This is a genomic window from Brachyspira pilosicoli (assembly GCF_008016535.1).
Lineage (GTDB): Bacteria > Spirochaetota > Brachyspiria > Brachyspirales > Brachyspiraceae > Brachyspira > Brachyspira pilosicoli_A.
This window is the reverse complement of the sequence record NZ_SAXY01000002.1, coordinates 12,377-26,415: the sequence shown is the minus strand read 5'-3', so window position 1 is coordinate 26,415 and position 14,039 is coordinate 12,377. Positions and strand designations below refer to the sequence as shown.

Below are 14,039 nucleotides of genomic sequence, written 5' to 3'. Positions count from 1 at the left end.
AATATAAAAATTATTTGTTTAAATTAAGATATTTGCAGGGCTTTGCCCCGCACCCCACTTCTTTTATTGGTATAAAAGAAGCAAAAGAACTGCATTTTTTATGTAATATAGCTACAAACATATATCATTATTTAATATATATTTATAATCAGTAAAATTAAAACAATATAAATATTTATTAATTTACTTTTGAAATAAATTTTATAAATAAAAAACGCCCTTTAATAAAAGAGCGTTTATATTTAATTATTAAAAAATAAATTAATTTTCAATCCATATATCTGGTTCAAGTTTTATATTTACTTTATTGTAATCAACTATTTCTATGCCTTTATAATAGAATTTCAAAATTTCTTTATAGTCTTTTTTTACTTGAGCCATACCAAATGCTCCCCACTGACACATACCAACACCATGTCCGCTTCCTTTACCAGTGATTATTATTCCATTATCAACTTTCTCTATATTAAACTGTAAAGAAGGCACTATTACAGGAGATAATTTATTTCTGAAATTTCTTGAAGGTATATCTTTTTCATCTATTTTTATATTAATAGCCTTTCCAGATTTAGGGTCTTTATTTACTTTTATAGAAGAGTTTTCATTAGCTTCTAAAGCAAAGTCATTATTTAATTCTTTATAACTTAAAGCATTAGTCCAAGGTTTTATTTGAGCATTACAATAAGGACATTCAACTCCCTCTAAATATGGCACATTAGCACCAAACACATTTTTAGCACTGTCAGTGTATCCTCCGCATAAAGCACTAAAATATGTAGCTATTACTTTATTATTATATACAGCTATTTCAGATTTTGTTCTGTCTACTGCCTGCTCTGTGTTCCAATTAATTTTTTCTCTGCCGTTGTATACTTGATATTTTGTAGTATTATCAACATCGAAAGGTTTTTCATTATTGTTTTTTAATATATGAAATATAGCATAAGTACGTGCAGCAACAGCCTGTGCTTTTAATGCTTCCATAGGCCAAGAAGGAGACATTTCATGAGGTAATACTCCTTTAACATAATCTTCAATATCTAATTCATTAATTACTATCATAGTGTCGTTGTAAGGTATAAACTTTAATGAACCATAATATTCTTTGCCGTTTAATGTAAAACCATCTTTAGTTTCAAAAACTATTCCCTCTTTATAAACTCCAACATCATTAACCTTTAAGCCTAATCTGTTTTCTACAACCATTACTGTTTCATTGGTTAAGCCTGATATTATTTCACTTTCATATTTATAATTATATGCCTTGTATGGACCTTTTATATTGATTGTATATGGAGCTTTTACATCTGTTAAATATACTCTTATACTATTAATTTGAGCAAATGCAAAAATAGAATTAATTATAAATAAGACTAATATTAGAAATAAAAATCTATTTAATTTCATAAATATATTTTTCCTCCAAAAATAAATGTAGTTTTTTAATTATCGTAAATTAATATCGGAAGTTAATAAAACTACTTGATATATTTATTGTATTACAAGATATTCGCTTTCATTATGTATTCTATCTAAAGCAGTAACATAATAGATATATTTAATGTTTTTATTAGCTTTTTCATCTCTATAAACTATCTTACAATTAGTATTAAAATCTTCTCTTCTAATTTTATCTAGAATTTCAAGTTTGCCGTCATTTAGTTTTTTTCTATATATTACATAATAAACTGAAACGCCATTTAAAACATGAGAGTATTTATCAATCTTATATTCATTAGGGTCTGTAAAACTAATTACATTTACACCAAAAGATTTTTTTAAACTTGGATTTTCCAATTTTAAAGGAGGAGTATTAATATCTCTCATTGTGTTCATTTTTGGAACTACTGCTTTGAATATATAATTATTTTTCTTTATATTATCAATAGCCTTATATCCATAATCACCAGTGCCTACATCATTTAAATACATATTATGCATAGTAAAAAATGAAGAGCCCTTTATATAATCTCTGCCGACATATCTTATATAATCAACTTGCTTAGACATCACCCATACATCTTTCCAAGGTTCATATTTATCTTCTCTTCCCATTTTATATAAAGCATGTCCTATATATATGTCAGCAATATTTTTGTTTGTAGATTTTCTTGCTTCACCTATCCACCAATCAACCATTTTATCGAAAGGTACTGTTTGATGCGAAGAGCTCCAATAAATTTGAGGAATAATAGCATCAATATACATTTTATTTAAACCGTCTTTTTCTGTAGCATTGCTGAGAGTTGCTGTTTTTTGTCCATTAAGCATCCAAAGTAAAACATCAGCATGCAAAGCATCAAAGTTTGGATTATAAGATTTACTATCGCTTCCATTAATATAGCCCTTATATTCGCTTAAAGGCTGTTTATTCCTCCAAACTCCAGCAGGTGATATAGTCCATTTTACATAAGGCTTTCTTAATTTTATTTCTTTATATATGCTGCTAACTAAATTATTAATATTGTTTCTTCTCCAAGCATATAAACCATTAACTCCATAATCATCATAAGAAGTGTTATTGGCATCATATCCTAGATTGCTTGCATATTTTGAAGAGCTTACACTATCAGGCCAATCTCTATATGTTTTGCCGTTTAATGAGTTTTGATAAAAATAATCATCAAAATGAATACCGTCTATATCATAGTTCTCAACTACTTCTATAATAGAATCCATTACATATTTTGCACTTATAGGTTCACCAGGGTCTAAATATAATCTATTGTCATACCAATGAACGGGCTTAAGTCCATTTGAAACATATGTGTGAATAAAATTTTTTTTGGAGAATTGTTCTTCATAGCTTTTATTAGTATCGTATTTTAATGATATTCTGTAGGGGTTAAACCAAGCATGAACTTCTATATTTCTTTTATGAGCTTCATTTATTATAAACTCAAGCATATCTGTTTTAAATGGGTAATCATCTCTTTCATCTTCTGGATTAATACCAAAAAAGTACCTAGTAGTAGGATTGATTTTTGATTTAAATATTACTCCGGCATCAGGCTTAACTTGAACAAAAACTGCGTTAAAATTATTGTTGTAAAGAGTATCTAAATATTTTATTATTAAAGCCTTTTGTTTTACTTCACTTTCTCCCATTATAGGCCAATCAATATTAGCAACTGTTGAAAACCAAGCAGCTCTAAATTCTCTATACATAGGGTTTTGGCTTCTATCTTCATCGATACTATTTAAAAGCATTTTATTAATAATTTTATTGTCCTTATATTCTATACTTTGACATGATAAGATAATTGTTAATAATATCGTTATAAATAATATTTGTTTTTTCATAAAACCTACAAAATAAAAATTTGTTTATTAGTTTTCGGTATTTATATATAAACTATTGAGGCAATTATAATTTGTACTTGCAAAATATCTATAATAATGTAAATTTATATTATAATTCTAGTTTTTTGCATATGCTATTATTTTTATGTTTTTTATGACGATAATGAATAATAATATATGTAACTATTGAGGAAATAAAATAATGAAAAAGATAATTTCTATAATTTTAATGATATCTATCTTATCACCTTTAATGGCACAAAATAACTATACTTTTCCAGAATATATGGAAAGACTTCAAAGACAAGTTCCTAAAAAGGCTATACAATGGTTTGAAGAAAATGGATATTCTGATGCTTATGGTGTAGATAAACGCATATTCATTTTTTATAGAGGTATAAGCAGATATCATAAATATGCCAGATATAATGGCAGTATAGATGATGCTAATAGAGCAGCAAGCGATTTTAGACAGGCTTTAGAAATACCAAATGATAATGTATTTTATTTTAACAATAGAGCTATGTTATATTTAGGTGGGCTTCTTGCTACTATACCGGGAGATAAAGAATTGCCTGCTAGAATATTTAATTATTATATAGCAAATACAAGTCCATTCGATCCTGATTATCCTACTGCAGTATATTGGGCATTATATTTAAATTATCTTGATAAAGAAACATATAATACTTACTATAATAGATTAGTTTCACTTGAAGAAACTCAAATTTATCCAGTAGCTATAATATATGATTATGCTACAGCTACTTATAAAAGTATTCCAGAAATGCTGGCTAAAATACCTGCACCTAAAGATGTAAAACCAAATACTTATCAATGGACACAAAATGGTATGAATATATATACTTTAGTTAGCGATTCTGTGCCTATTATACCAGAAGATAAAGTATTGCCTCTATATGGTGTACAGGTTTCTCCTTCTTTTGAAGAATATCCTCCTAGAAGCCGAGTGCCTGACCCTGGCGATAATAGAAGAAGACTTATAGAAGAGAGAGAAGCTTTAGAGAAAATATTTACAGAAAAGTTTTATATTGAAACAAATGAAACTGTAACTAATGATATTATTACAGATGATTTACTTACAAATACTGTAGTTACAAATGAGATGATAAATACTAATGACTTTATTACGAATGAGGTAATTGTTGATGAGAGCATAGAAACTTTCTCTAATGTGGATACATATACTTTAAATGTACTTGTAGATAAAGTTAATACTTATGATAATGTTAGAATAAATATTGCTGGAAAAGAATATAATGTTTATAATAATAATTTTACTATTGATTTGCCTGAAGGCGAATATGATGTACAGATTTATATAGCTGATAAGATGTATAACAATAAAGTAAAAGTAACTAAGGGTTATTATAATTTGCTCCATATAGAAGTAAGAGAGGGTAAATTAGTCAATAACATGAATAATCAATAGATATATATTAAGCGTTGTTTAAAATATTAATAGTTGCGGGGATATGATGCTTAATATAAAAAAACCTAGAGGTACAAATGACTTTTTCTATGATTCTGCAGAAAGATTAGAATTTATAGAAAATAAAATAAAAGAGATAGCAAGATTATATGGTTATAAAAGAATAAGAACTCCTTTATTTGAGTATACGGATCTTTTTACTAGAGGCATTGGAGAGGGTACTGATATAGTTGGTAAGGAGATGTTTACCTTTGAAGATAGGGGAGGACGTTCTCTTACTTTAAGACCTGAGGGTACTGCTTCGGTTGCTCGTGCTTATGTTGAAAATTCTTTGCAAAATGAGTTTGCTATTAACAAGCTTTTTTATTTGGGTACTATGTATAGGGCTGAGAGACCTCAAAAGGGCAGATATAGAGAGTTCAATCAATTTGGAATAGAATGTATTGGGGGAACTTCTCCTGTAATAGATGCTGAAGTTATAGCTTTAAATATCAACATATTAAAAGAGTTTGGTATAGATAATGTTAATTTACTAATTAATACTGTTGGATGCAGTAATTGTAAGCCTAATTATAATAAGGCTATTAGAGAAGCTATTGGAGATAAAAAAACTGAGCTTTGTGAAACTTGCCAAAATAGATACGAAAATAATATTTTAAGAATATTAGATTGTAAAAATGAAAAGTGTAAAGAAATATTAAAAGATATACCAAAGTTTTATGATTATGTATGTGATGAATGTAAAGAGCATTTTGATTCTTTATGTAATGAGCTTACAAAAATTAATCAGAACTTTACTATAGACAATATGCTTGTGCGGGGGCTTGATTATTATACAAAAACCGCTTTCGAGGTGCAGACTAATGCATTAGGTTCACAGAGTGCCATACTTGGAGGCGGAAGATACGACAATTTGATAGGTATTTTTAATTCTAATAAAGATGTTCCTGCTGTTGGAAGTGCTATGGGGCTTGAGAGGCTTCTTATAGTGCTTGAAAACAATAACAACATTATAAATGATAGATTAGATGTTTTTGTTATAGCTTTTAAAGAGACTCAAAATGAAGTATTAAATATTATGCAGATTCTTAGAGCTAAAAATATTTCTTGTGATTTTTATTATAATATTAAATCTATTAAAAATCAGTTTAAATCTGCTAACAAAAGAAATGCTAAATATGCTTTAATAGTAGGTGAAGAAGAATTAAAAAATAATAAGTTTAAGCTAAAGAATATGGATACTAGCGAAGAGAGAGATGTTGCTTTATCTGATATAGCTAAATTTATTAATTAATTCATACGGCTGCTTTCAAAAAGGTTTCTAATATTTTCATTTTTAGATTTTTTTGCTAATTCTATAGAAACATTATCCACAGCAGCACCATTTTTTACAAGAAGTTTGCATATATCAAAGTTTCCAACTTCTATTGCCATATTTAATGGTGTGTAATTTTTTTCTTTATCTCTCAAACTTATATTAGCACCATTATCTATTAAGGATTTTGCTAGTTCTGCATTATTATTTTTTATTGCCATATGAAGAGGACTATAATATTTATCTATATGATTTATGTCAGAACCTTTATTTATGAGTTTTAGAGAATTATTATAATCATTATTTTTTACTGCTATATTTAATGCTATTTCATTATTTTTATTTGTAATATTAACATTTGCATTTTTTTCTAAGAGCATATCTATTACTTTGCTGTAGTCTTGAGATTTGCTTGCATTAATTAATGATAAATGTAAAGGAGTGTTTCCATTTGTTTCTTGTAAATTAATATTTGCATTACCATCTAAAAGTATTTTTACGCTTTCTATTTTTTTATTAGCATTAATTTCTAAAATATAATGCAGGCTTGTTTGAAAATAAGAATTGGTATTATCAACATTAGCACCAAGATAAATAAGTGTATTCATAGATTCTATAGCCCCAGCTCCAGAAGCATAATGAAGCATTGTGTTTGTATCTTTAGTGTCTACATCTATGCCAAGCTCTCTTACTAAATAATTTATATTTTCTACATTATCACCAAAAATAGCAGACTTCATTATTGATATAACATCTTCGCTATTCATAAGTAAATATATATTTTTATCTAAATATGCTCTTAATATTTTTGAGTTAGAATATCTTGAAGCTAAAAATTCACTTCTTGGTTTTTCTATCATCTTAAAATTAATATTAGCTCCATAGTCTATTAATAATTTTAATGTTTCAAAATTGTTGTATATTGCAGCAATGTCCATAGCAGAGAAATATGAAGCATCTATAGTTTCATTGCTTTTTATAATTTTTGTATTTTTATCTAATAATTTATTTAAATCCAAATATGGAGAGTTTTTTAATGCTTTTATAGAATTAGTTTTGTTGTTTTCTGCTGCTATATGTATTAAATAAAATCCTCTTTCATCTTTTATATTTGGATTAACATTTTGACTTAACATGCTTTGTATAGTTTTTATGTCTCCTATTTTTACAGCATTAATCATTTTATTTTCATTTTCTGTTAGTGCGTATGATATGTTTATTATTAGGATATATAGTATTAGGAGTTTTTTTATCATTATTATTTTCCGTTACATATAAATTATTGTTAATCATTATAAACTATAATTTTCTTATGTAAACTAAAACTTTTACATTCTCTTCTAAGTAAAATGCACTATATTAGAAAATTACATGTCATGGAGCCATAGATATTGTACTTTTACTTGCTATAATATTTTTGATTCTTTCTTTGATTGTAATATACAATAACGAAGAAATCAATCTTTGATTGTTATAAAAATGTGTATATTCTTTTAATTTTTCTCTCAATAATTCTACTGTGATATTTTTATTTAATCGTGAATAAAATTCTCTTTCGTCTATACCGTGTACTCTTTCTACTACACCGTTGTATCTTGGTGTAGCTACAGGAATATATCTCCTCTCTAATTTATTTTTTAAGCAGTATTCATCAAAAATATTTATTTTAGGAGTATTAATACAGCGATAAGTATATTCTATACCATTATCGGTCTGTATAGATTGTATCTTAAAAGGTGAAGTTTTTAAGACATATTTTAAGAAAAATAAAGCACTATAAGGTGTTTTATCTTCATAGATCTGCCTCCAACTATAACGAGTAGCTAAATCGACAGCTGTGAATTGATAAACTGTTTTTCTGCCTAATTTGATATATTTCGTATCTATTTGAACTATTTTGCCTTCTTTTTGTATTTTAGAGACAAATTTTCGTTTATCATATCGCTTCTTTTTCTTTTTTGTTTTATATCTCCAAAGATTATTTCTTTTTAGTACATTCTCTATAGCTGTAACACCTATCTTAATGCCTTCACGGTTCAAATATGCTTTAATATAATGTTTTCCCCTATACTCTTCAGTATAGAGTTTAATAATTAAATTAATAGCTTTTTGATTATTAAAGATATTTGGAGAAGTTTTCGGTCTAGTGCTAAAATTAGCAATAGTTCCAGTGGCTTTATATTTCTTAAGCCAAGTATAAAAAGTGGATTTAGATATTTCTTCTATCTTTAAAAATCTTTTAATATTTTTAGTTTCTAATGCTTCATCCACTATAAATAATTTAAATTCTGTGCTATAATCTTTTTTCATAGTAGCATCCTTTTTATTTGTTTTATGTTCAAAATATTATAACAAGGATACTGCTTTTTTTATACTAAAAAATGTCCAATATCTCACACTCCTAAACACTTTATATAATATCAAATATTGCTATAATTTTTTAGTTATGTTATAATAATATTACAGTTTAATTTTTTATGGAGGTAAATTATGCCACGTGTTATAAATAACGATTGTGTAGCTTGCGGATCATGTCTTCCTGAGTGTGCTTTCGATGCTATTAGCGAAGGAGATATTTACAAAATAGATCCTAACAAATGCACTGATTGCGGTGCTTGTGAACCTGTTTGTCCTAGCAATGCTATACATCCAGCTTGATGCTTAGGTGGGCATAAGTATGGGGGCAGGTCATTTATGAGCTGCCCTCTAATTTTTTTAAAAAGGAATAAAATTTGATACAAAATTATGAGGCTTTTATATTATCATATAATAATTATAAAAACTCATCTATTATAGCTTCTTTTCTTACAAAAAAAAATATAATATCTTCAATCTGTTATCAAGCTAAAAAAAACTCTAAAGCATTCGGCTCTGATTTAGAAAGCATATCAAAATTAAATATTAATATATACGAAAAAAAATCTGATACTTTATCTATATTAAAAGAATCAAATATAATAAAAAATTATAATATTTTAGAAAAATCTATTTATTCATCTTTAGCAGTATTTTATATAAGAGAATTATTGCTCTATTTTGCAAAAGATTTTGATGAGAGATATTTTCTTTTAATGGAAAAAACACTATATGCACTAGAAGAAAATGAAAAACAAAATCAAAATAATTTAAAATATTATATAAATATATTATTAAAAGCCTTTGAAATAAAATTGCTCTACATAGCTGGGCTTTCTCCTCTGTTAGATAATTGCGTATTATGTGAAAGAGAAGATGCAAATTATTATTCCATTAATGAAGGCGGCTTAGTTTGCAGCAATTGCAAAATAAATATAAAAGATGCTATGGAATTAGATTATACTGATATAACATTTATGAAATTAATAAAACATTCTTCTATGCTCAATATAGCAAACAATAACGATATAATAAAATATTATAATAATTCAATAACAACAATAAGAGATATATTACAAAAATCAATATACAATCATATACATAGAGAATTAAAAAGCTTAAAAGTATTAGAAGAAATTTTATTTAGTAATAATAATGTCTAAAATTTGTTTAGTGTTATCTGCTATATATGTAGCATCTCTAAACTCTTCATCATTTCCAAAACCATATCTCACAGCAATAGAATCAAACCCCATATTCTTTGAAGCTTCTATATCATCTATTCTGTCGCCAATCATAATGGTTTCATTTTGATTAAAGTTTTCTTTAAGAGAAGCCTCTTTTAAAACATCAAACTTATTTTTTATAACTCCTCCAAAAATAGCTCCATACATATTAGTAAAGTATTTATCCAAATCAAAATGCCTTATTATTCTAACAGCAGATTCTAAAGGCTTCGCAGTTGCTAAATAAGTATTGAAATTATTATTATATAGAGTTCTTATTAAATCATATATTCCGTCATAAAGCGTGCAATTAAAAAGTCCATTGTTTCCATTATAGTCTTCTCTGTAATACTTTATAAACTCCATAGCCTTATCTTGATTATCATAAATATATTTTTTAAAGCTAATATCAAGAGGAGGACCAATAAACTTTCTTAAAATATAATCTTCAGGCAATACAATATTTAAATCAGGATAAATCTCAGACATTTTTTTTATGCCGTATTTAACACCATTTATAATACCATTAGCAGAATCTGTAATAGTACCGTCTAAATCGAATAGAATATTTTTATATTTACTTTTCATTATCTTTCCACAAATATATATCCGGAAGCAGGAAGTATCTCAAAACTTTTTTTAGCCTTTTCTTTCATAGCCTTAAAAAGTAAATTAAGCCCTAAACTATCACTAGCCATATGCCCAGCACAAACAATATTGATATTATATTTTTTACACTCTTCTATATAGTTATCAGATAAATACATCACAAGCAAAGTACCAACACCCGCATTAGCTAAAGCAGCAATCATACCTATATCAAAAGAAGCTCCTCCTGTCATATCTACAACTACTTTACCTACCCTATTTTTTTCACTCCCATTAAAAAGTTTAGGAGGATTATTATTCTTTGATGATATTTTATATTCTTCAATATCATTAAGTAAATCCAATATATCAGAAAGCTTATAAGGATTTTTTTCTTTTATAAGATTAGTTAAAAAAGTTTCAACATGATTATCTGCTAATGTATGCATACACATATAATTAAGATTAAGAAGCTTAGCAGCAGTAACATCTCTATTATGATTAGAAGGAGAAACAGAACGTTCTACTACATGCATCTTTTTATTGGTAAGAGCTTCAGAGATATTTATATTAACACCATTAAGATAGTTTTTATCAGTCTGCATAGCTATAACTTCATAAAACTTAGCATAAGCATAACCATTAGGGTGATGAGTAATAACTAAATCAATTTTTGCTTTTTTTTCATTTAATCTATCAGCAAGTAAAAGCTCTGAAGTTTGCATATCAATACCGCAAAATATTTTCTTTATCTCTTTATCTTCTGCAATATTTAATATTCTGCTATCAGCATATGGATTAAATAAATTATCCTTATCAAAACATTCTTTTTTTCTTTTATCTTTTATAGCCTCATAATCTTTTTTTACTATATCAAGCTCTTTTTCTACAATATCTCTTCCCCTCGGGTCAGCATCTATTGCACATTCTACAGCAGTCTTATAAAAATCATTTATATTAAAATACTTAGCCAAAATTAAAACTCCAAATTAAATATCATTTTTCTTATCATTTTTAGGCTCACCTCTGTATTTATCAATTTGTATTAAACCTTTATCTTCATAGAAAGTAACAGCCTTATAAGTTTGTCTAATATCAAATTCTCCGCTTCCTATAATAAGCTTAACCCCAGCAAATGCTTCTTTACCAGCACTTATTGTAGAATCTACTTTTTCTATTTCCATTTGCTGTATTAAAGCCTCTCTCTCTAAAACAATCTCTTCTCTTCTGCTATTAGCCTGTTCAAGCTGTTCTTTCAAACTTTGTAATTGCTCAGTTTTTTCATCATCTAATTTTCTCACCTTAGCAGCCTGTTCTAATGATTTAATATTTCTTTCTATCTCTTCTATAGCAACATCAAGCTCTTCTTTTTCTTTATCCATAGCAGCAATACTTCTTCTTTTAGCAGGACTAACTCCTGTTTCTATAGTAGTTTTGGTTCCAGAAGGAGAACCTAATACTTTACCATTAACTTCATATAAAGCTCTTAATACTCCTCCACTCGCAGAAGCCCTCTTACCAGTAAGTATTATTCTATTATCAGCATCTATATTAGAATTAAGTATAGCTTCAGTAACTATAACATTATTTCCAGATTCAACATTAGAGAACTGTATAAACTTAGCAATAACATCTCCGCCTGCCCTAACAAAACTATTCTCATTACCTTGAATACCAAGTTTTACTATAATGTCTCCCTTAGCCTCAAGATCGCATTTACCAACCGTACCATTAACCTCAATATTACCTTCAGCTTTTATAGAGAAATTATCATTAACACTTCCTTTAACAAGTACACTTCCTATAAAACTAATATTTCCTGTTTCAGCTCCAACATCTCCAGAAACCTCAAATACAGGCTCAACGCTTAATAATTTACCCTTTAATAAAACCTGACCATTCATACCAGCAACTATATAATCACCCTCTATAACAACATTGTCACCTAGTATATCTTTTAAATCTATATCTTTACCGTCTTTAGCCTCTATCTTTGTACCTAAAACATTAATACCATGCTCCCCCTCTGTAGCAGGAATCTTATGTGCTAACTTCTGACCCTCAGATACATTCTCAACTATACTCAAATCTTTGTAATCTATAGACTCATCTTCATCTATATATTTTGGTATAATGTCTTTATTAACCTTAACTAAATATTCTATCTTAGCATTCTCCCCAATTTTAGGATAAAGCCCTTCAGCTGCAAGTATAGGAACATTAAAAGTACCCTCATCTAAAAGTTTTGAAATATTATCCTCTTTTATTCCAAATGTTATTCCGCAATTTTCTAATAACTCCTTAGCATCCTGTAAGTCAATCTCTCTTCCGCCATTATTAGGTTTACTAACGGTAATATAAGCTTGCATATTATCTTCTGTAATAGAATATGTAATTTTAGCATTATACACAGATTTTGAAGGGTCCCAATCGGCTATTTTTACATACTCACCTTTTTGTTCATGCAAAATTTCTTTGGCTAAATTAGAATCATAATGTTTAAGACCAGCTTCTATTAATTTCTTCTCTAATAATTTTACATCTTCAATTCTAGTTCCATCTGCAGTAGGAGGAGAAACTTTTAAAAATACCCCATCTCTCTTTACTCTTACTACTATGCTTGTATCTTTGTCAATTACAACGCTATCATTATGACTCATATTAGAAGTAGTAGAATAATCAACTGCTTGACCATATGTAATACTAGATTTATCATATTTTATATGCGTATATCTTATTAAATAAGGAGTAAAATGAAACTTTTTAAAAATACCAGTGCTTCTATCTCTAATAATTTTATAAGATAATTCATATACAGGACATTGAAATATAGCAGCTGCCTGATGCATACCGTCTTCTAAATTCTCAACCTCCAATTCTATAGAACGCGAATTCTGATTATTATAAATATCTTTGTAAAAATCACTTTGTAAAATTTTTCTTTTTAATTCATTCATAAAAAACCACCTACTATAGTAATTGTTTTTTTATCTCTGAAAGACTGTATCTTAATTGCTGCACAGCCTTAGTATGAAGCTGAGATACCCTACTCTCTGATACATCTAATACTTTACCAATCTCTTTTAAAGTTAACTCTTCATAATAATATAATATAAGAACACTTCTCTCTTTTTCAGGTAACTTATCTAAAGCCTCAACAATCTTTTTTTGTACATCTTTTCTCTCAGCAAGATACTCAGGATTATTTTTATCACTAGCTTTTAATGTATCCATTATAGATATTTCATCAGAATCATCTCCATGATACCAAACCTCACTTAAAGAAGTTGTAGATGCCTCTATAGAATATCTCATAGTTTCATTAATTTTACTCAAAGGTATACCCATAGTATCTGCTATCTCTTGAGAGTTAACATTACGTCCTAATTTACTCTCTAAAAACTCTCTTGCTATTTCTATATCTTTTATCTCTCTTCTTATAGACCTTGGAAGTTTATCTATTTTTCTAAGCTCATCATAAATAGAACCTTTTATCCTTGTTGTAGCATAAGTTTTAAACTTAACTTCCTTATTTGGATCATACTTATCTATAGCATCTATTAAACCTAAAGCACCATAACCTACTAAATCATCAAATTCTATATCACGAGTAGCTTTCATATTAAAGTTTATCTGATTAGCAACATATTTAACTAAATTAGAATATTTTATTACTAATGCTTCTTTTATATGAGGAGAGAGAGTCTTTTTATACTCAATCCAATACTCATGTTCATTATCATCTGTTATACTTGGTATTATGCCTTTCTTATTCTTTTTCATAATGATACTCTACTTT

Annotated in this window: 12 protein-coding genes; 4 read left to right on the top strand and 8 right to left on the bottom strand. The window is 27.6% G+C overall.

The genetic code is table 11. The features are described from left to right. Positions 1 to 261 precede the first annotated feature (261 nt). Both EPJ72_RS00195 and EPJ72_RS00190 read right to left on the bottom strand, forming a co-directional pair. Entirely contained in the window at positions 262 to 1,362 is a 1,101-nt protein-coding gene (locus EPJ72_RS00195) for a SpoIID/LytB domain-containing protein (protein WP_199749252.1), read from the bottom strand. 129 nt (positions 1,363 to 1,491) lie between these two features. After that, positions 1,492 to 3,303, bottom strand: coding sequence for a glycoside hydrolase family 10 protein (locus EPJ72_RS00190; protein WP_147730265.1), 1,812 nt, complete (start codon positions 3,301 to 3,303; stop codon positions 1,492 to 1,494). 202 nt (positions 3,304 to 3,505) lie between these two features. Between EPJ72_RS00190 and EPJ72_RS00185 the strand changes: the two genes are divergently transcribed. Next, positions 3,506 to 4,756 (top strand): protein kinase, encoded by a 1,251-nt coding sequence (locus EPJ72_RS00185; protein ID WP_147730264.1) that lies wholly within the window; start codon positions 3,506 to 3,508, stop codon positions 4,754 to 4,756. Between the two features lie 46 nt (positions 4,757 to 4,802). After that, positions 4,803 to 6,050 carry a histidine--tRNA ligase gene (hisS, locus tag EPJ72_RS00180; protein ID WP_147730285.1) on the top strand — a complete coding sequence of 416 codons (1,248 nt, stop codon included), beginning with the start codon at positions 4,803 to 4,805 and terminating at the stop codon, positions 6,048 to 6,050. On the opposite strand, the gene EPJ72_RS00175 is transcribed toward hisS, so the two are convergent. Together EPJ72_RS00175 and EPJ72_RS00170 are read right to left on the bottom strand one after the other, a co-directional pair. Continuing rightward, positions 6,047 to 7,327, bottom strand: a complete 1,281-nt coding sequence (locus EPJ72_RS00175; protein WP_147730263.1) for an ankyrin repeat domain-containing protein — start codon at positions 7,325 to 7,327, stop codon at positions 6,047 to 6,049. The two genes, hisS and EPJ72_RS00175, sit on opposite strands and share 4 nt — an antisense overlap. Before the next feature lie 118 nt (positions 7,328 to 7,445). Beyond that, positions 7,446 to 8,381 carry a DDE-type integrase/transposase/recombinase gene (locus tag EPJ72_RS00170; protein WP_158636866.1) on the bottom strand — a complete coding sequence of 312 codons (936 nt, stop codon included), beginning with the start codon at positions 8,379 to 8,381 and terminating at the stop codon, positions 7,446 to 7,448. A gap of 180 nt (positions 8,382 to 8,561) precedes the next feature. Here EPJ72_RS00170 and EPJ72_RS00165 point away from each other — a divergent pair, with 180 nt between their 5' ends. After that, positions 8,562 to 8,729, top strand: coding sequence for a DUF362 domain-containing protein (locus EPJ72_RS00165; RefSeq protein WP_147730262.1), 168 nt, complete (start codon positions 8,562 to 8,564; stop codon positions 8,727 to 8,729). 74 nt (positions 8,730 to 8,803) lie between these two features. Continuing rightward, positions 8,804 to 9,589, top strand: a complete 786-nt coding sequence (gene recO, locus EPJ72_RS00160; RefSeq protein ID WP_147730261.1) for a DNA repair protein RecO — start codon at positions 8,804 to 8,806, stop codon at positions 9,587 to 9,589. On the opposite strand, the gene EPJ72_RS00155 is transcribed toward recO, so the two are convergent. The 4 genes from EPJ72_RS00155 to whiG are packed head-to-tail and all read right to left on the bottom strand — an operon-like array spanning position 9,566 to position 14,023. After that, positions 9,566 to 10,240, bottom strand: coding sequence for an HAD hydrolase-like protein (locus EPJ72_RS00155; protein ID WP_147730260.1), 675 nt, complete (start codon positions 10,238 to 10,240; stop codon positions 9,566 to 9,568). The two genes, recO and EPJ72_RS00155, sit on opposite strands and share 24 nt — an antisense overlap. Beyond that, positions 10,240 to 11,217 (bottom strand): hypothetical protein, encoded by a 978-nt coding sequence (locus tag EPJ72_RS00150; RefSeq protein WP_147730259.1) that lies wholly within the window; start codon positions 11,215 to 11,217, stop codon positions 10,240 to 10,242. The genes EPJ72_RS00155 and EPJ72_RS00150 overlap by 1 nt, the downstream gene beginning before the upstream one ends. Positions 11,218 to 11,229: 12 nt before the next feature. Next, a complete protein-coding gene (locus tag EPJ72_RS00145; RefSeq protein WP_147730258.1) occupies positions 11,230 to 13,197 on the bottom strand; it encodes a DUF342 domain-containing protein in 1,968 nt (655 codons plus the stop codon). Positions 13,198 to 13,210: 13 nt separating this feature from the next. Continuing rightward, complete coding sequence (gene whiG, locus EPJ72_RS00140) at positions 13,211 to 14,023, bottom strand: RNA polymerase sigma factor WhiG (protein ID WP_147730257.1); 813 nt, start codon at positions 14,021 to 14,023, stop codon at positions 13,211 to 13,213. Positions 14,024 to 14,039: the final 16 nt, after the last annotated feature.

What these genes read in the sequence shown, in the direction of transcription:
- EPJ72_RS00145 (WP_147730258.1), bottom strand. Translation starts at nt 13,197, where the DNA reads ATGAATGAATTAAAAAGAAAAATTTTACAAAGTGATTTTTACAAAGAT.
- EPJ72_RS00185 (WP_147730264.1), top strand. Translation starts at nt 3,506, where the DNA reads ATGAAAAAGATAATTTCTATAATTTTAATGATATCTATCTTATCACCT.
- EPJ72_RS00175 (WP_147730263.1), bottom strand. Translation starts at nt 7,327, where the DNA reads ATGATAAAAAAACTCCTAATACTATATATCCTAATAATAAACATATCA.
- whiG (WP_147730257.1), bottom strand. Translation starts at nt 14,023, where the DNA reads ATGAAAAAGAATAAGAAAGGCATAATACCAAGTATAACAGATGATAAT.
- EPJ72_RS00165 (WP_147730262.1), top strand. Translation starts at nt 8,562, where the DNA reads ATGCCACGTGTTATAAATAACGATTGTGTAGCTTGCGGATCATGTCTT.
- hisS (WP_147730285.1), top strand. Translation starts at nt 4,803, where the DNA reads ATGCTTAATATAAAAAAACCTAGAGGTACAAATGACTTTTTCTATGAT.
- EPJ72_RS00190 (WP_147730265.1), bottom strand. Translation starts at nt 3,303, where the DNA reads ATGAAAAAACAAATATTATTTATAACGATATTATTAACAATTATCTTA.
- EPJ72_RS00155 (WP_147730260.1), bottom strand. Translation starts at nt 10,240, where the DNA reads ATGAAAAGTAAATATAAAAATATTCTATTCGATTTAGACGGTACTATT.
- EPJ72_RS00170 (WP_158636866.1), bottom strand. Translation starts at nt 8,381, where the DNA reads ATGAAAAAAGATTATAGCACAGAATTTAAATTATTTATAGTGGATGAA.